Source organism: Myxococcus sp. CA056 (assembly GCF_013336715.1).
Lineage (GTDB): Bacteria > Myxococcota > Myxococcia > Myxococcales > Myxococcaceae > Myxococcus > Myxococcus llanfairpwllgwyngyllgogerychwyrndrobwllllantysiliogogogochensis.
Genome location: NZ_JABUMT010000001.1, coordinates 57,929 through 75,352, shown reverse-complemented (window position 1 = coordinate 75,352; position 17,424 = coordinate 57,929). Strand labels below are relative to the sequence as shown.

At 70.2% G+C, this 17,424-nt stretch carries 15 protein-coding genes; 10 read left to right on the top strand and 5 right to left on the bottom strand.

What is annotated here, in order from left to right; all coding sequences use genetic code 11:
• The first annotated feature begins 213 nt into the window (after window positions 1-213).
• The 4 genes from HUA76_RS00305 to HUA76_RS00290 all read left to right on the top strand — a co-directional run bounded on the left by HUA76_RS00305 (window position 214) and on the right by HUA76_RS00290 (window position 5,247).
• Window positions 214-663: a hypothetical protein gene (locus HUA76_RS00305; protein ID WP_141647435.1), complete on the top strand. Its 450-nt coding sequence runs from the start codon at window positions 214-216 to the stop codon at window positions 661-663.
• 48 nt (window positions 664-711) lie between these two features.
• The gene (locus tag HUA76_RS00300) at window positions 712-2,145 is read left to right on the top strand and encodes an ATP-binding protein (RefSeq protein ID WP_174460424.1); all 1,434 of its coding nucleotides are present in this window, start codon (window positions 712-714) and stop codon (window positions 2,143-2,145) included.
• Window positions 2,142-3,482 carry a sigma-54 dependent transcriptional regulator gene (locus HUA76_RS00295; protein WP_141647433.1) on the top strand — a complete coding sequence of 447 codons (1,341 nt, stop codon included), beginning with the start codon at window positions 2,142-2,144 and terminating at the stop codon, window positions 3,480-3,482. The genes HUA76_RS00300 and HUA76_RS00295 overlap by 4 nt, the downstream gene beginning before the upstream one ends.
• 508 nt (window positions 3,483-3,990) lie before the next feature.
• The gene (locus HUA76_RS00290) at window positions 3,991-5,247 is read left to right on the top strand and encodes a peptidase C39 family protein (protein ID WP_174459677.1); all 1,257 of its coding nucleotides are present in this window, start codon (window positions 3,991-3,993) and stop codon (window positions 5,245-5,247) included.
• Window positions 5,248-5,390: 143 nt separating this feature from the next.
• Here HUA76_RS00290 and HUA76_RS00285 read toward each other — a convergent pair whose 3' ends face one another.
• Window positions 5,391-6,308 (bottom strand): SDR family oxidoreductase, encoded by a 918-nt coding sequence (locus HUA76_RS00285; RefSeq protein WP_174459676.1) that lies wholly within the window; start codon window positions 6,306-6,308, stop codon window positions 5,391-5,393.
• A 76-nt stretch (window positions 6,309-6,384) separates the two neighbouring features.
• Here HUA76_RS00285 and HUA76_RS00280 point away from each other — a divergent pair, with 76 nt between their 5' ends.
• Together HUA76_RS00280 and HUA76_RS00275 are read left to right on the top strand one after the other, a co-directional pair.
• Window positions 6,385-7,017, top strand: a complete 633-nt coding sequence (locus HUA76_RS00280; RefSeq protein ID WP_174459675.1) for a TetR family transcriptional regulator — start codon at window positions 6,385-6,387, stop codon at window positions 7,015-7,017.
• A 1,185-nt stretch (window positions 7,018-8,202) separates the two neighbouring features.
• Entirely contained in the window at window positions 8,203-9,864 is a 1,662-nt protein-coding gene (locus tag HUA76_RS00275; protein ID WP_371823410.1) for a L,D-transpeptidase family protein, read from the top strand.
• Between the two features lie 3 nt (window positions 9,865-9,867).
• Here the strand turns inward: HUA76_RS00275 and HUA76_RS00270 are convergent, their stop codons facing one another.
• The 3 genes from HUA76_RS00270 to HUA76_RS00260 are packed head-to-tail and all read right to left on the bottom strand — an operon-like array spanning window position 9,868 to window position 11,729.
• Window positions 9,868-10,281: a secondary thiamine-phosphate synthase enzyme YjbQ gene (locus tag HUA76_RS00270; protein WP_141647429.1), complete on the bottom strand. Its 414-nt coding sequence runs from the start codon at window positions 10,279-10,281 to the stop codon at window positions 9,868-9,870.
• A 3-nt stretch (window positions 10,282-10,284) separates the two neighbouring features.
• On the bottom strand, window positions 10,285-11,031 hold the full coding sequence (locus HUA76_RS00265; protein ID WP_174459674.1) for an alpha/beta hydrolase: 747 nt from the start codon (window positions 11,029-11,031) through the stop codon (window positions 10,285-10,287).
• Window positions 11,031-11,729 (bottom strand): peptidylprolyl isomerase, encoded by a 699-nt coding sequence (locus HUA76_RS00260; RefSeq protein WP_141647427.1) that lies wholly within the window; start codon window positions 11,727-11,729, stop codon window positions 11,031-11,033. The genes HUA76_RS00265 and HUA76_RS00260 overlap by 1 nt, the downstream gene beginning before the upstream one ends.
• A gap of 175 nt (window positions 11,730-11,904) precedes the next feature.
• On the opposite strand from HUA76_RS00260, the gene HUA76_RS00255 reads away from it, so the two are divergent.
• Together HUA76_RS00255 and HUA76_RS00250 are read left to right on the top strand one after the other, a co-directional pair.
• The gene (locus HUA76_RS00255) at window positions 11,905-12,870 is read left to right on the top strand and encodes a hypothetical protein (RefSeq protein ID WP_141647426.1); all 966 of its coding nucleotides are present in this window, start codon (window positions 11,905-11,907) and stop codon (window positions 12,868-12,870) included.
• Window positions 12,871-12,925: 55 nt separating this feature from the next.
• The gene (locus HUA76_RS00250; RefSeq protein ID WP_174459673.1) at window positions 12,926-14,014 is read left to right on the top strand and encodes a peptidylprolyl isomerase; all 1,089 of its coding nucleotides are present in this window, start codon (window positions 12,926-12,928) and stop codon (window positions 14,012-14,014) included.
• 16 nt (window positions 14,015-14,030) lie between these two features.
• Here HUA76_RS00250 and HUA76_RS00245 read toward each other — a convergent pair whose 3' ends face one another.
• A complete protein-coding gene (locus HUA76_RS00245) occupies window positions 14,031-15,038 on the bottom strand; it encodes a lipase (protein ID WP_174454655.1) in 1,008 nt (335 codons plus the stop codon).
• Window positions 15,039-15,211: 173 nt separating this feature from the next.
• Between HUA76_RS00245 and speD the strand changes: the two genes are divergently transcribed.
• Together speD and HUA76_RS00235 are read left to right on the top strand one after the other, a co-directional pair.
• Complete coding sequence (gene speD, locus HUA76_RS00240) at window positions 15,212-15,511, top strand: S-adenosylmethionine decarboxylase (protein WP_246137686.1); 300 nt, start codon at window positions 15,212-15,214, stop codon at window positions 15,509-15,511.
• Window positions 15,508-17,406: a DUF4178 domain-containing protein gene (locus HUA76_RS00235; RefSeq protein WP_174459672.1), complete on the top strand. Its 1,899-nt coding sequence runs from the start codon at window positions 15,508-15,510 to the stop codon at window positions 17,404-17,406. Before speD ends, HUA76_RS00235 begins: the two co-directional genes overlap by 4 nt.
• The last annotated feature ends 18 nt before the right edge of the window (window positions 17,407-17,424 follow it).

Below are 17,424 nucleotides of genomic sequence, written 5' to 3'. Positions count from 1 at the left end.
AGTGAGGCGCGGCGCTCGCGGGCCGGACGCTGGGGAGAAACTCCTCAGTTGAAGCTCCAACATTGGGGGCTTGCTCCCCAGACAGGCACTTGTCGCTTTGACGACACCGGGGCACTTGAGCAAGCTTCGCGCCCATCCTCGGCGAGAGGGTATGGGCCCGTGGCACCGCGTCGTCGCGAATCTCTCGCGACCGCGGCGCGGGAGAGACGGTGTATGCGGTTCCTGTGGTTCGCGACGGCTGTGGCGTGGCTGGCGACGGGGTGCGCGCGAATCACGCCTGAGCGCCTGGAGGCGCAGGTCCAGGAGACCTTGCGCTGGCAGCGCGAGTACCAGGTGGAGCGCGAGCGCACCGAAGCGGTGGCGATGCGACTGGCGGCGCTGGAGGCGACCATCGAGCGGCTGACGCAGGAGCGCGCCGAGGTGGAGCAGGGCCGGCTGGCGCTGATGGAGGAGCTGGTGCGCACGGAGGCGGACCGGCACGCGCTGGAGGAGCACAACACGCAGCTGCTCGCGCGCGAGCGGGAGCTGAACGAGCTGCGGGAGATGCACGAGCAGCTCTCCGACGTCTTCTATGAGTCAGCGTTGGAGCGGGCGCGGCGGCGGCTGCCGTCGGCCCGGCAGCCGGACGCCCCTGAAGCAGGCGACGGGACGGCGGTGCCTTGACGGAGGGCTGGGTCCTCGGGCCCGTGCCGCCGTGGTAGAGGTCGGACCCTGGTGAGCTCCCGCACGTCCATTCGCGGTTATCGCGCAGGCTTCTTCTTCGTGGTGGCCCTGCTGTCCGCCGTCACGGCCTTCACGCTGTGGACGGAGGTCCGCACGGGCACGCAGGTGGACGCGCTGGTGCAGGAGGCGCTCGAGCGCGCCAGCCTCATTGGCCGCATCCGCGTGGACGCGCTGTCGCTGGAGTCCGCCATCGAGGCGCACATCCGCGCCACGGACGACGCCGAACGCAAGGCCGCGGACGCGGTGATGGAGGAGATTCTCACCGACATCCGCTTCGCCTCGGAGGCGTACACGCGCAACCTGCCGCCGGGCGACAAGGCGGTGTGGGAGCGCTTCAACGCGGCCTGCCAGGGGTTGGCGGACCAGGTGCGCGCGGCGGCGGTGTTCTCCCAGCGGCGCGAGGCGGACCGGGCGCGCCGGCATCTGGCCGAGCGCATCCGTCCGGTGGCCGCGCAATTGGACGCGCTGGGCGGCTCGCTGTCGGAGGAGAACGCGAACGAGGCGCGCCGGTTGGTGGGGCGCCTGGCGGACCTGCGCGTGCGCAACACGGCGCTGGGCGCGGGCACCACGCTCCTGGCGATGCTGCTGTCCATGCTGGTGGGGTGGCACATCACCACGCTGCTCAAGCGCCAGGACGCGACGATTCAGGGGCAGCTCACGGAGCTGGGGCGGCACAACGAGGAGCTGGATTCCTTCACGCGTCGCGTGGCGCATGACCTCATCAGTCCGCTGGCGCCGCTCAAGGGCTACCTGACGCTCATCCGTCGCACGGGCGCGGTGAAGGACGCGGGCGCGTTGGAGATGCTGGCGCAGTGCGAGTCGAGCGCGGTGCGCATGGGTGAGCTGATTGAAGCGCTGCTGCGCTTCTGTCGCGCGGGCACGCGCGGTGAGCGCACCGTGGGCGAGCTGGACACGGCGGTGACGACGGTGCTGCTGGAGGTGGCGCAGACGGCGGCGGCGCAGGGCGTGGCGCTGGAGCGGACGCTGCAAGCGGGGGTGGCGGTGGATTGTCCGGGGCAGTTGCTGCAAGTCACGGCGCGCAATCTCCTGACGAACGCGGTGAAGTACACGGCGGGCCGGCCGGAGCCTCGGGTGACGGTGAGTGTGTCCACCGAGGGGACGGACGCGGTGTTGGAGGTGGTGGACAACGGCATCGGCATGGGGCCGGTGGCGATGGCCTCGCTGTTCCAGCCGTTCTTCCGCGCGCCGGAAGTCCGCTCGTTGCCAGGGCATGGGTTGGGCATGGCCACCACGAAGCGCGTGGTGGAGGCGCACGGTGGGACGTTGACGGTGCGCTCGGAAGAGGGGAAGGGCACGCGCGTGGTGGTGCGCTTCGCGCGCGTGACGCGGCCGACGGTGGGGAGCACCGTCGAGTCCGTGGAGTCGTCCACTGCTTCCGCGAATCGCAAGGTGGCCTCATGAGTACATCCCGCATCCTCGTCGTGGACGATGACCCTCAGGCGAGGGACTTGCTCCAGCGGTTGCTGGGGCCCCTGGGCGCGGTGTCGCAGGCGGCGCACCCGAAGGCGGCGCAGGAGAAGCTGGCGGAGGGCTCGTTCGACCTGGTGCTGACGGACATGGCCATGCCCGAGCCGGGCGATGGCCTCAAGGTGTTGCAGGAGGTGAAGGCGCACCTTCCGGACACGCCGGTGATTGTGGTGACGGCGTTCGGCAACATCGAGGGCGCGCTGGACAGCATCCAGTTGGGGGCCTTCGACTACCTGGCCAAGCCCTTCGACGTGGACGCGATTCTGCGCGTGGCGCGGCGGGCGTTGGAGCAGAAGCGGTTGGTGGAGGAGAACCGCTCGCTGCGCCAGCACGTGGACCGCAGCGCGCTGGTGGGGCGCAGCCCGGCGCTGCTGGAGGTGTACAAGCAGGTGGCCCGCGCGGCGGCGAGCAACGTGCCGGTGCTGATTACGGGTGAGACGGGCACGGGCAAGGAGATGGTGGCGCGGGCGCTGCACAATCGCTCGCCCCGCTCCAACGGTCCGTTCATCCCCGTGGACTGCGGCGCCATCACCGAATCGTTGATGGAGAGCGAGCTGTTCGGCCATGCGAAGGGCAGCTTCACCGGCGCTTCGGGCGCGAGGCGGGGTGTGTTCGAGGAGGCGAATGGCGGGACGCTGTTCCTTGACGAGATTGGCGACGTGGGGATGAAGGTGCAGTCGCAGCTCCTGCGCGTGTTGCAGGAGGGCGAAATCCGGCGCGTGGGTGAGAGCGTGCCGGTGAAGGTGGACGCGCGCGTCGTCGCGGCGACGAACCGGGACTTGAAGGAGCGGGTGGCGGAGGGCGTGTTCCGCGAGGACCTGCTGTATCGGCTGGACGTGGTGCACCTGCACCTGCCGCCTTTGCGCGAGCGGCGCGAGGACATCCCGGCGCTGGTGGTGCACTTCGCGTCGCGACATGCGCGGGGCGGAGTGAGCCCGGTGGTGACGTCGGAGGCGATGTCGCGGCTGACGGCCTACGACTGGCCGGGTAACGTGCGGCAGTTGGAGAACGTGGTGGCGCGGGCCCTGGCGCTCAACGTGACGGGCGTGCTGGGTCCGCAGGACTTCCCGGAGCCGATTGGCGATGCTCCCAAGCGACTGACGGGGCTGGCGGGAGACATGCCGAGCCTCGCGGAACTGTCGCGGCGGTACGCGGCGCACGTGCTCCAGGCGGTGGGTGGCAACAAGAGCGAGGCGGCTCGGCTGCTCGATGTGGACCGCAAGACGCTCTACAAGCTGCTGGAGGCGTCGGGCGCGGAGGCGGAGTCGTAGGGCCGAGAGGCGTCGCCGCCGTCCGGCTGAGTCGGCGGTGCTTTGCCTCCGAGGGAATCGGAGCGGTGCCTCGCATGGCTCGGAGGCAGCGTTCGTGAGAGGCGAAGCGGGATGCGCGGCTTCGACACTGCCTGAAGGAGTCGGAGCGGTGCCTCGCATGGCTTGGGGGCAGCGTTCGTGAGAGGCGAAGCGGGATGCGCGGCTTCGACACTGCCTGAAGGAGTCGGAGCGGTGCCTCGCATGGCTCGGAGGCAGCGTTCGTGAGGGGCTCCGAGAGGCGGCGAAGCGGGATGCGCGGCTTCGACACTGCCTGAGGGAGTCGGAGCGGTGCCTTGCGTGCCGTGGCGACCGCCTGGTTCGTCACCGTTCAGGTGAGGACCCTTCGGTGCGTGTCATTCCGCTGCGCCTGAGAATGAACGTCGTGGGCGCATGACGTCACGTCGGTGGAGTGCGCCAACGCTGCGATGCGCCTTGTGCTGGGTGGGGCCGGTTTCGCAGACTCCGCGCCGTGAACGCGCGCTCCCTGTCGACGCTGGCTCTTCTCCTTGCTTCCACGCAGACGGCTTGTGTCTCGCAGCAGAAAGGTCGTGAGGACTCACCTTCGGACGAGCCGGGGCCCCCGGCTCGACTGTGGCGGCGCAGCGCCGTGGAGCGCGACTTCGAGCGCTTCACGCGCGAGGGCACCGCGCTCACCGGGGATGGAGCGTTGGTGCTGGACGCGTCGGCGCGGACGGACAGCGTGCCCGTTCCCACGGGACGTAACGAGGACGGTGGCACGCGCTATCACGAGGCAACCTACCGGCTGGGGAGCGCCGTCTCCGAGGTCCAGCTCGTGCCGGGCGGCTTCACCAGCGTGGTGCCGTCCTTCGATGCGCAGACGCCCCCGGGCACCTGGGTGAAGGTGACGCTCGCCGCGCGCATCGAGGGCGCCTGGACGAAGGACTACGAGCTGGGCGTGTGGGCCTTCGACAAGGTGCCCGTGGCCCGGCACAGCGTGGACGGGCAGGGGGACGCGGACGGTCAGGTGTACACGGACACGCTCAACCTCAAGCGTCGCGCGAATGCGCTGCGGATGACGGTGTGGCTGTTCTCGTCGCAGCCGGAGGCCACGCCTCGGGTTCGCGCGCTGACGGCGGCGGTGAGCGACAAGCAAGGTGTCGTCGCGGATGCGTCGTCGGACCGGGCGGCCTGGGGCACCGTGCTGGAGGTGCCCGGCCACTCGCAGATGCTGTACCCCGAGGGTGGCCCCGTGTGGTGTTCGCCCACGTCCACCACGATGTTGCTTGGGTACTGGGGGCGGAAGCTGGGGCGGCCCGAGCTGACCACGACGGTGCCTTCGTCCGCCGACCGGACCTATGACTGGGTCTACAAGGGGACGGGCAACTGGGCCTTCAACACGGCGTATGCCTCCGCCATCGGTGACGGGGCGCTGCACGGCGCGGTGTTGCGCCTGGATGGCTTCGCGCAGGTGGAGCGGCTCATCGCCGCGGGCATTCCGGTCAGCATCAGCATCGCCTACGAGGAGGGGGAGCTCACCGGCTCGCCCGTGCGCAGCTCGGATGGGCATCTCATCGTGCTGAAGGGCTTCACGCCCGAAGGCGATGTCGTGTGCAATGACCCCGCGTTCAAGACCGACGAGACGGTGTCCGTGACATACAAGCGCGACGAACTCTGGCGCGCGTGGCAGCACTCGCGGGGCGCGGCCTACGTGCTCTGGCCTTCCGGCACGGCGTTCCCCGCGGAGATCATCGGACTGCTGCGCTGAACCGGTGCCCTCGTTCCGGGCAACGCCACGGTCCGGGGCGCCGAGAGTTCATCGCGTCGGGCGCGCGTTCATCGCGTCGGGCGCGCGCTCATCGCGCCGGGCTCGCGCTCATTGCGCCGGGCTCGCGTTCATCGCGCCTCGTGTCACACGGAGGGCGCAGGCTCGAAGTAGTGGCGCTCGGCGAGGTCGGCGAGCAGCCCCGGATGTGTCGGCTGCCAGCCCAGGAGGTCGCGCGTGTGCGCGCTGGACGTGGGGTTGTCGAGCTGGGCGAAGGCGGCGAGGAAGCCGAGGTAATTGCTCGCATCTCCAGTCGAGACGCTCCTGGCCGGTAGTCCGAGGCCACGGCCGATGGCCTCGGCGATGTCGCGAAAAGAGATGCCTTCCTCGGCGACCCCGTGGATGCGAGAGCCCGCGGGCGCGACCTCCAACGCCAATCGGTAGAGTCGCGCAGTGTCGAGCGTGTGCACCGCCGGCCAGCGGTTGGCGCCGTCCCCGACGTAGGCGGCGAAGCCGTTCTTTCGTGCCATGGCGATGAGCGACGGGACGAAGCCCTGATGGTCGAGCGAGCTGTGTACCGTCGGCGCGAGGCGGATGACGGAGGACCGGACGCCGCGCTTTCCGAGCGCGACCACCGCATTCTCCGCGTCGATGCGGGGGCCGCCCGCGAGCGCATCATGTTCGGTGCCAGGGCGACCGAGCACGGCATGAGCCAGCGCGAGCGTCCCCGCCGTGCCCACGAACGGCTTGCCAGAGCCCTCGAGCACCGCGCTCATCGCTTCGATGGCGCGGAGGTCGGCCATCACCGCACCCGCGTAGTCGCCGGTGAAGGCCACGTCATGCTTGAACGCGAGGTGGATGACGCCATCCGCGGTGGCAGCGGCCTCCCGCAGACCTTCGAGGTCATCGAGGTTGCCTCGCCGCACCTCCGCGCCAGCGGACCTCAGGGCGGCGACCGAGGAGTCGGAGCGGGCGAGCCCGACGACCTGGTGGCCGGCCGAGAGCAACTCGCGGATGACCACGGAACCGATGTGCCCCGATGCACCCGTGACAAAGACGCGCATGTGAACCTCCGATGTCAGAAGCTGACATGACTTCTAACACCTGATGTCAGTCGCTGCAATCAGGTAGGGTGGCGCCATGGGTCGTTGGGAACCGAACGCGCTCGAACGCCTGCAAGACGCTGCGATGCAGCTGTTCCAGGAGCGCGGGTACGACCGCACGACGGTGGAGGAGATCGCCGCGCGTGCGGGGCTCACCGAGCGGACATTCTTTCGCTACTTCGCTGACAAGCGAGAGGTCCTGTTCTCGCGCTCGAAGGAACTCGAGGCGCTCATCGTCAACGCCATCGCGGATGCTCCGAAAGGGATGGCTCCCATCGATGTTGTCGCCGCCGCGCTCGAGGCCCTCTCGCCGGGATTCGAGGAGCGCCGTGCGCACGCATCCAAGCGGCAACCGCTCATCTTGGCGCACGCGGAGCTTCGGGAGCGCGAGCTGATCAAACTCGCGTCACTCGCCTCGGCGATGGCGGAGAGCCTCCGGGGACGTGGCGTCGAAAAGACGGTGGCCAACCTGGTCGCCGAAGCGGGCATCGCCATCTTCAAGAGCGCGTTCGAGCGTTGGGTCGAGGACACGAAGAAGCACGAGCTCGCGCATCATGTGCGCGTGGCACTCGCGGAGCTGCGGCTCATCACCGCCGGAGCGAGCGTGGCTCCTTCCTCGCCACTCCCGACCAGGAAGGCACCGCGACGCAGCCGCTCCACCTCCCGGTAGGCTCGAGGAGCGCGGGGCCGAGTGACGCGGGATATGTCTCACGTGAGACATGTCTCGGGGTATCCGGGGCCATAGGGGATTCCTCTCGTGCGGGAGACGGGCAGGGCCCCTCCATTCCGTTGCATGTGACATCCACCGTCAGGACCGCACGGATTACGCACCCGCGCGGAGTCGCGCGCAGGCGGCCCCACCTCGGACGACGTTGAGCAAGCGGGCGAGCCCTCGTACCGTGTCGTCCACATGCGACGTTGGCTTCAGCTCGCCCTTCTCCTGCCTGGAATCGCCTGCACGCCTTCGTCGAAGACGGAGGATTCCCCCTCTCCCGTTGAAGGTGTAGCGCCGAGCCCGTCCCTCCCCACGACAGGCAATCCCTCCGCGCCCACGGAGTTCGTCCAAGAGGGAGGAGGGAAGCAAGCAGTCCCGTCGTCTCTCCCCACGGAAGCGCCGACCGTGGCGGGAACCCCGGTGTCGCCTCCTGCGGATGCGACCGTCCAGGGGAGTCCAGTGGCGCCCTCGACCGTGGCGGGAGGCGCTGGCGCGCCGACCTCGGGCGGGAGTGTCCAAGACAGTCCAGCGGCGCCGTCGGCTCAGCCTCCGACGGTCGCGGGAAGCTCGATGTCTCCGACCTTGGGCGGGAGTGTCCAAGCGACTCCGGTGGCACCCTCGGCTCAGCCTCCGACGGTCGCGGGAAGCTCGATGTCTCCGACGTCGAGCGCGACCATCCAAGGGGGTGCTGTGTCTCCCATGGCAGAGGTTCCGACCGTCGCTGGAAGCACGGTGTCGCCTCCCTTGGGCGGGAGTGTCCAAGCGACTCCGGTGGCACCCTCGGCTCAGCCTCCGACGGTCGCGGGAAGCTCGATATCTCCGACGTCGAGCGCGACCATCCAAGGGGGTGCTGTGTCTCCCATGGCAGAGGTTCCGACCGTCGCTGGAAGCACGGTGTCGCCTCCCACGGGAGCGACTGTCCCAAGCAGTCCAGCGGCTCCGACGGTAGAGGCTCGGCCCGGTGTGGTGTCGCCCTCCGCGGGGGCGAACGGTGCTCAGGTCGCGGGCACGACGGTTCCCGCGGGAGATGCCGCCGTGCCCGCTCATGGCCCCGTGCCGAACGGGCTCACCTCCGCTGAGACAGTCGGCTCGGAAGACGGTGGCACGCCACGGTCCGGAGTGGCGGGAAGCCAGGCTCCCGTGGCCTCCACTCCCGGAGACCTGCTCGCCGCCTGGAATCGGACCGCGCCCGTGCTCGACACGGATGGGGGACCCTCGCGTCCGGCTTCCGCCGCGCGTCCAGGCTCGGACTCCCGCGACTCGGAGGACGATTCCTCCGCGCACGACGAGCCCTCGCTCGCCATCGACCCCGCGCTCAGCGCGATGCCCAAGCCCGAGCGCCACGAGGACGCCCCCATCGTGGACCCCGAGGAGTCACCGCCTCCACCCGCCGAGCAGCTCGTCGTCATCCCCGACAAGCGGAACCCGGGCGTGGAGCTGGTGCTCGGCCCGGATGGTGAGCCGCTGGAGGACACCAGCCTCGTGCTCGACGACCCATCCCTGGAGCCCGACGAAGACACCTCCGGCACCCCCACTGCCAGCGGCGCTGACGCGGGCACCGAGCCCGTCGCGATTCCCTATCAGCCCGACGCGGGCTCGCTGCGCGTGCGGCGCTCCATCGCGGTCCGCTCCGCGCCTCGTCAGGACGCGCCTCCCCTGGGCACCGTGGCCCAGGACATGCGCGTGCTCTGGAAGGGCGAGACGGCCATGCGTGGCCCCGAGTGCGAGACCTGGGTGGAAATCCAGCCCCGTGGTTGGGTCTGCGAGCGCTACCTGGAGCGCAACTTCCGCGAGCCTCGCGTCAGGGATTTGCCCCGCCTGCGCGAAGGCGAGCTGACACCCGGCACCTATGCCCGCGTCGTGGGCAAGCGCGTGCGCGCCTACCCGAGCCTCGCCCTGGCCCGCTCGCGCAGAAGGGGTGTGCTGCTGAAGGGCTCGGTGACGGTGCAGCTGCGCGGACAGGTGCGCGTGGGTCGACGCACCTTCTGGCGCACGACGGATGGCCAGTACCTGGAGGCCCGCGTCCTGCGAGAGTACCGGCCCTCCGCCTTCGTCGGCGTGGACGCGGACCAGTTGTCGGAGCTGTCCTCGCCCTTCGCCTGGGCCCAGTCGCGCGTGAAGCCCACGGCGCCCATCGAGGTGAAGGTGGCCCCGGACGCGAAGGCCGCTCGGGAGACGGTGCTGCCCCCTCGGACCCTGGTGGCCGTGCGCGAGCTGTCTCCCGACGGCAACTGGGTGCTCATCGCGGAGGACCACTGGGTGGCGCGCGAGGACCTCCACGTCGCCTGGTTCACCCACGCACCCCCCGGTGTGGAGCCCGGCGCGCGCTGGCTCGACGTGGACCTGGATGCCCAGGTTCTCGTCGCGTACGAGGGCGAGCGCCCCGTCTACGCCACGCTCATCTCCTCCGGGAAGCCCGGCACGGACACCCCCGAGGGCCTCTACCGCGTGTGGATCAAATTCGCGGAGGCCGACATGACGGGCAACGGCACCGCGGGCAATGACACCTACCGCGTGGCCACCGTGCCGTGGACCATGTTCTTCGAGGAGGACTACGCGCTGCACACCGCCTACTGGCATGACCGCTTCGGCGAGCCGATGAGCCACGGCTGCGTCAACCTCGCGCCCAGGGACGCTCGGGCCCTCTACGGCTGGGCCGCGCCGGAGGTCCCCACCGGCTGGTCCATGGTGCACGCCACGCCCGAATCGCCCGGCTCCTGGGTGCGCATCCGGGGGCAGGCGCGCATCCCCCTCAAGGAGCGCAAGGTGCGCGTCGTCGCCAGCACGCGCGGACTGCGCTGACGCTCAGCCCACCACCGACACGGTGACGCGTCGGCGGTGGGGCGAGGCGCGGTGCTCCCAGACGTAGACGCCCTGCCACGTCCCCAGGCTCGCCGCGCCGTCCTTCACCGGAATGCTCAGCGAGTTCTGCGTGAGCACCGTGCGCACGTGCGCGGGCATGTCGTCGGGCCCCTCCGCGTCGTGCACGAAGAGAGGGTCCCCGTCCTTCACCAGCCGCGCGAAGAAGGACTCCAAATCCCGGCGCACGTCGGGGTCCGCGTTCTCACACAGAATCAGGGACGCGCTCGTGTGGTGGAGGAACACGGTGCACAGGCCCTGCTTCGCGCCGCTGTCCGCCACCGCTTGCTGCACGTCCCGGGTGATGTCCGTGAAGCCGCGCCCCTGCGTGGGCACCGTGAACTCCTTCGCGTGGTACATGCCTCAGTCCCCCAGCCGCGCCTTCAGGAACGCGGCCAGCCGCTCCAGTTCCTCGACGTCCAGCGTGTGCGGTCCATCGAAAGGGAAGAAGTCCACGGACAGCCCCGACTGCACCAGCGCGTCGCGCAGCCGCTCGCCCGTCGCGAAGGGCAGTACGTCATCGTGACGGCCGTGGCCCTGGAACACCGGCAGCCCTTGCCGGGCCTGGGCCTTCTGCTTCCACTCCGCCTCCGCGATGAGGGTGCCCGACAGGATGAACAGCCCGGCCGGCCGTTCCTCCAGCCGCAGGGCCACGTCCGTCGTCACCATGCCGCCCTGGCTGAAGCCGCCCAGGACGATGCGTCCATAGGGCAGCTTCGACGTGGTCGACAACGCGTCCACCACGGACATGAGGGCTCGACGGGCGGCGGGAAGCCCCTCGGGCACTTCCTTCGAGTAGGCCTCCCAATCCCGCATCTGTCCGCGCATGAAGGCCTCGGGCAGGTGGAACCAGGCGCACCCCTGGGGCATGCCCCACTGGGCCATCGTCAGGGGGCCCGCAGGAACGACGAAGCGCACGCGCTCCGCCAGCACCGGCTCCATGGCCATCAGCTCCGGCACCAGCGAGACCAGGTCCGTCCCCGCGGCGCCGAGGCCGTGGCAGAGAATCACCGCCAGGTCCGGCACGGTGCCCTCGGCGAGCCCGTCCACCACCTGGCAGTCCAGCTCGCCCAGGCGCGTGGCCACGCGTCGGAGGTTGCGTCGGTCCATCACTGCGCGCCGGCCGCGTCCGCGAGGGTAATCTTCTGGATGATGACGGGGTCCACAGGGCGGTCGCCCGGGCCCGTGGCGACCTTGGAGATCTTCTCCACGACGTCATAACCCTTCACCACCTCGCCGAAGATGGTGTGCTTGTTGTTGAGGTAGCTCGGCGTGGACGTGGTGATGAAGAACTGGCTGCCGTTGGTGCCCGGTCCCGCGTTGGCCATGGCCAGCAGGCCCGGCTTGTCGAACGTGCGGCCGCTCTGGAACTCGTCCGCGAAGCGGTAGCCCGGGTCACCCCGGCCGGAACCCGTGGGGTCTCCACCCTGAATCATGAAGCCCGGAATCACGCGGTGGAAGACGACGCCGTCGTACAGCGGCTTGCCCGTCACGCGCTCACCGTTGCGAGGGTCCGTCCACGTCTTCTCACCCGTGGCGAGCCCCACGAAGTTGGACACCGTGTTCGGCGCGTCCTTGGAGAACAGCCGCACGACGATGGGGCCCTGGTTCGTCTCCAGCGTGGCCTGGATGTCCTGGCCGCCGTACGCCTTCTTCATCCACTCGCCCGGGCCTTCCGCTGCGGGCGCGGGGGCCTTGGGGGTGGCCGAGGCGGGGGTGGAACCACCCGTGGATTCCTTCTTCTCGGAGTCCTTGCAGGCGGCGACGGTGAGGCACAGGAGGAGGGCGCTGAGGATTCGGATGTTCATGGGGCGCGCAGATTACCCGACCTCCGCCGGATTACAGGGGGTTACGTCGTCCCGCGCGGGCAGGGCGTTGTCTGGGAGGCAAAATCGCCCGCCAGCGACCCGGGTCGACGCAACATCTGGAACCAGGGCACGATGATCCCCACAGAACACCCTGAATTGCGTCTGGAGTCCTGAGTTGGCGCCCATCGAGCCTCGTCCCACCGCCCCGAGTTCCGCTCCCACCGCGCGGCCCGCACAGCCGTCGGCCGCGCCGCCTCCGGCGCCCCGGGCTGACGTCCTGGCGCCGCCCGCCGCGAGGTCGGACCGCTGGGAACAGCTTGGCAACGAGGTGGCCCGGGGAACCAACGGGGTGAGGCAGTTCTCCGACGCAGTGGGCGCCACCCAGGTGCGTCGCACGCAGGGCCCCATCCGCTTCGGACCGCTCGAGACGGGGCTCACCGGCACCACCGTGGAAGGCGTGAACACCCGAAGCGCCCGCTGGGCCGGCGGCGTGTCCACGGCGGCCAGCGTGGCGCAGCTCCCGGGCGCGGCCTACCTGTCGTTCCGCGACGTGCGCGATGCCTTCCGCAACCCGTCCGGCGAGTCCGCCAACAGGGCGCTCGGCTCCGTGTCGGGCCTCGCGTCCACCGGCCTCAACGTGGCCAAGGGGGGCCTGGACCTCGCGGGCAACGTGAGCAACTTCCGCGCGGCGGCCAACGCGGCGCGCACCGCCTTCACGCAGGCCGCTCCGGAGGCCACGGGCGCGGTGGCGAACCGCGTGGCGACCTCCGCCGCGTCCGAGGCCGCGCAGGGCTCGTCCCGCCAGGTCACGCGTCACGCCGCCGCTCGCGCCGCGGGCGAGGGACTGGAGGACGCGGGCCGTCTGGGCGCCAACGCCGCTCGCACCGCGCTGCAGGGGGGCGGCACGGCCGTGGCCAGGGCCGCGGGCCGCTTCGCGCCGGGCCTCAACGTCGCCATCGCCGCCGCGGACACCGCCGCCGCCGCGAGCACGCTCGCGGACCCGAACGCCGCGGTGGGCAAGAAGGTCACCGCCGGCGTCACCGCGCTGGGCTCCATCGCCGCGGCCACCAACATCCCGGTGGTCAGCCAGGCGGGCGCCGTCGTCTCGACGGTGTCCAGCTTCGTGGGCGCGTTCTTCTAGGCGCCGCGCGCCTCCTCCGCTCTGTGTTATCCGGAGCTTCCGGAGCGGAGGAAGCATGACGTCCCAGAACGACCCGAAGGGTGGCGGTGCGCGCTCGCTGGCCGAGCTGCACGCGCTCGGAATCATGAAGCGCATGCCCGCGTCGCTGTCGCTGGGCAGCACCGAGCCTGTCTCCCTCCCCACCGTGCAGGCGCCGTCCCTGGAAGGGCTGACGGTGGCCGTGGTCGCACCCGGCCCCATCGACGAGCAGGCCCTGGTGGAGCGCTTCGATTCGCTGCGCCGCCAGCATGCCGACCGCCGTGAGCGACTGGCGGGCGAGGCGGTGGGGCCCGACGACGAGGTGCTGCTGGACGTGCTCGGCTTCGCCGACGGTCGGCTCATCCCCTACTCCGCGCGGGAGAACTGGCGCGCGGAGGTCGCGCCAGACGCGCTGCTGCCCGGCTTCTTCGAGGCGCTGGTGGGCGCGAAGGTGGGCCAGTCCTTCGGCATCGAGCTGAAGCTGCCGGACACCTACGTGGTGGAATCGCTGCGCGGCGTGACCGCGCGCTTCCTGCTCGACGTGAAGGCGGCCTCCGAGCTGAAGCTGTTGGAGGATGACTCGCCGGAGCTGCTCAAGCGCCTGGGGCTGGGCACCCTCACCGACGTGATGGCCCACCTGGGTGACACGCTCGCCCGCGAGCGCACCGAGGAGATGGACCGGCTCACCCAGGAGCGCGTGCTGGACGAAGTGGTGTCGCGCACGAAGGTGACGCTGACGCCCGCGCTGGTGGACGAGGAGATTCGCCGCCGCTGGGCGGAGACCGAACGCCCCATGCTGATTCGCAAGGACTTCCAGCCGAACGAGCTTCAGGAGGCGCTGGAGGGTTGGCTCAGGGAGCCCCTCACCCGCGCGGACACGGAGCGACGGCTGACGTTGGCGCTGGCGCTCCGGGCCATCGCCGCGCGCGACCACGTGAAGCTCGCGAAGGGCGCCGTGGATGCGCTGGTGGCCGACCTGGCCGGGCTGTCCGGCGTCTCCCGCCAGGACCTCATCCGCGCGATGAAGGAAGACACCCTGCTGGCCAAGCGGGTGGAGGACCTGGCGCTGCACTTCGCCACCATCGACAGCGTGATGCGGCGCGTGTCGCTGACGCCGCCGACCTGACATCGCGGCGGTGGTTTCAAGGCGTCTGGAGCGCCAGCGCCACCATCACCTCGGTGACATCGCCGGGGTGGTAGCGGCCCAGTCCCGGGAAGGCGCGCAGCGCGGCCTCCGCGTGGTCCATGTCGTCCAGTCGCACCACGCGCGCGCCAGGCACCTCCGCGTCCAGCGCGGTCACCATGCCGTCGGACGCGTAGCGGTAGCGCTCGTCCAGGTAGCGCTGGAGCGGATAGAGCGACGACAAGCGGGACAGCCGCGAGGTGGCCAGCGACACGGTGGGGATGTCCGCCGGGTAGGGGTGCTGGCGGATGAACGCCATGCGCTGGGGATAGGACAGCTCCTCCACCGAGCGGGACACCCCGTGGAACAGCAGCGGGAAGGCGAAGTCGATGAGCCTGCGCATGTCCGGCGTCGAGGCCAGGTCATGGGCGATGGACGAGCCTCCATAAGGCGCCTGGAGCGTCACCACCGCGCGCACCACCCGGCGCAGCTCCGGGTACAGGGCGAGCACGGCGGTGCACTCGACGCCGCCCTTGCTGTGGCCCACCAGCACCACCGAGCGGCCGAAGTGCTCCGCGTCCAGCAGCGCCTCGCGCAGCACCGCGACGTTGTCGAGCAGCAACCCCTCCGTGTCCACCGACGCCTCGAGCACGTCCAGGCCCCGGCGCTCCAGTCGCTGCACGTTGTCCAGCAGGTAGCCGGGCAGCTCGTCCCCCAGCATCCCGCGCACCAGCACGTACTGATGGCGCCGCGCCTCGTCCGGGAGCACGGGCTCGCCCTCGCGCACGGCTCGCAGCAGGTCGTGGAAGCGGCGGGTCAGGTCCACCGTGGGTGGAGTCATCCCCGCGGGCACGCGCTTGAGCCAGCCGGCCATGCCACCGCAGCCAGGGCCCCACCAGCGCGGCGCCGCGGGCAGTCCTCGGAGCCCCCGCGTCAGCCGGGCGATGGCACCCGGCTCGCGAGGCGGCGAGGGCGTGGAAATGGGGGGAGGGGGCGCGGGGACTTCGGGGGAGGACCGCTGCGTCATTTCACGCGGAAGCGTACCGGCAAGGGGTGGCGCGGCGCCAACATCCGGGGCCCTGGCGCGAGCGGCTTTCGTGCGTCGCCTCTCGTGCTAAGTAGTCCAGCAGAGGCGGGAGGACTTCGAAGCTGACCACCGGACAGGAGTGGCTGGTTGATGCGAGCGGCTGCTCGCCTGGATTGCTCAAGGACGCGGCGGCGTTGGCGGCGCTCTTCGAGGAGCTCCTCGTCCTGCTCGACTTGAAGGTCGTGGGCCAGCCGCAGTGGCATGTATTCCCCGAGCCCGGTGGCATCACCGGACTGACGCTGCTTGCGGAGAGTCACCTGGCCATCCACACCTTCCCCGAGCATGGCTTCGCCGCGCTCAATGTCTACTGCTGCCGCCCCAGGACGCGCCCCGACTTCGAGTCGCTGTTGGCGCGTCACCTGAAGGCGGCCTCCTGCGAGGTGCGGGAGCTGAAGCGGGGGGTGATGGCGTGAGTCAGGGGAGGTGTCCGTCGTGCGGCGCGGATGTGGAGTTCACCGCCGGTTCGGCGCAGGTGGTGGTGTGTGGCCACTGCCAGACGGTGGTGGCCCGTAAGGGCGCGGACTTCGAGTCGCACGGGAAGATTGGCCGCGTCGTCGTCACCGACTCGCCGCTCCAACTGGGCGCGGAGGGGCGCTACGCGCGCACGGCGTTCCAGGTCGTGGGCCACCTCCAGAAGGACCATGGCGCGGGCCCGTGGGACGAATGGTACGTGGAGTTCTCCGACGGCCGCACCGCGTGGGTGAGCGAGTCCGAGGGCGCCTTCCACCTGCTGCTGGAAGCGGGTGTGGAAGAGGGCGTGTCGCTGTCGGACCTGCACCCCGGTGAGCGGCTGCGCCTGCGCAACCGCGTCTGGGTGGTGGAGGAGCGCGGCCACGGCAAGGTGGTGGCCGCCGAGGGGCAGCTCCCCAGCGACGTGGACCCCACGCAGGACTCCTATTACGTCGACGCCACCGGCTCCAAGGGCGCCTTCGTCACGCTCGACTTCGGCACGCGGAACAAGGACCCGGAAGTCTTCATCGGCGAGCGACTCAAGCTGGAGCAGCTCGGGATTCCCGCCGAGCAGCTCCGCCCGCGCGCCCGCCGCAAGGTGGACCTCCAGCAGGCGCGCTGCACCGAGTGCAACGGCCCCCTGGAGCTGCGGGCCCCGGACAAGTCCCTGCGCGTGGGCTGCCCGTTCTGCGGCGCGCTCCTGGACGTCAGCAAGGGCAAGCTGTCCTTCCTGCGGCTCCTGGAGAAGCCGGACCACGCGCCCATCATCCCCCTGGGGGCGAAGGGCACGCTGAAGAACACCGAGTGGATGTGCATCGGCTTCCTGGTGCGCTCCTGCACCGTGGAGGGCGTGCGCTACCCGTGGGAAGAGTACCTGCTCTTCCACAAGTCCAAGGGCTTCGTCTGGTTGATGCTCTCCAACGGCCACTGGGTGTTCCTGGAGCCGCTGGCGGCCGGTGACGTGGAGCTGTCGCCCCTGTCGTCCGCGTACTTCGAGGGCCGCCGCTACAAGGCCTTCCAGAACGTCCACGCCGTCACGGAGAACGTGCAGGGCGAGTTCTACTGGGAGGTGACGGCGGGCGAGTACGCCGAGGCCGCCGAGTACGTGTCCCCGCCGTACTCCATCAACGTGGACGCCACCGAGGACGAGGTGACGTACACGTATGGCGAGTACCTGCAGCCCGAGGTGGTGAAGGAGGCGTTCAAGCTGAAGGAGGTGGGGCCGACGTACGGCATCCTCCCCAGCCAGCCCAATCCCTACGCGGCGGGCATGCGCTCCACCATGCTGTGGTCCTTCCTCTGGCTTCTGGGGTTGCTGGTGCTGTCGGGCATCTTCTCCGTGAACTCGAGGGAAGAGGTGGTGCTCCAGGAGAACGTGACGGTGCCTGCGGACGCGGCCTCTGGGACGCCCGCCGCGATGAAGTTCAGCGCGCCCTTCGAGCTGACCAAGCGCGGCAACATGAAGGTGGAGGTCGCCGCGGGCCTCAGCAACGCCTGGATGGGCGTGCAGGGCGACCTGGTGAACCAGGAGACGGGTGACGTGGTGAGCTTCTACCAGGAGCTCAGCTACTACCAGGGCAACGACAGCGACGGTTTCTGGAGCGAGGGCAGCCCGAGCGACAGCCTGTACCTGTCCGCGCTTCCTGCGGGCAAGTACGTGCTGCGCACCACGGCGGCCTTCGACGCGTCACCCCGGCCGAGCGTGCGCAACTACAGCGTGAAGCTGGTGCACGACACGCCCAATGGCACCTGGCTCTGCGTGGCGCTGGTGCTGATGCTGCTGGCGCCGGTGTTCGCCTTCGTCCGCTCCCACGGCTTCGAGACGCGCCGGTGGGCGGACAGCAACCTGACGGAATAGACGCGCATGGCACGACAC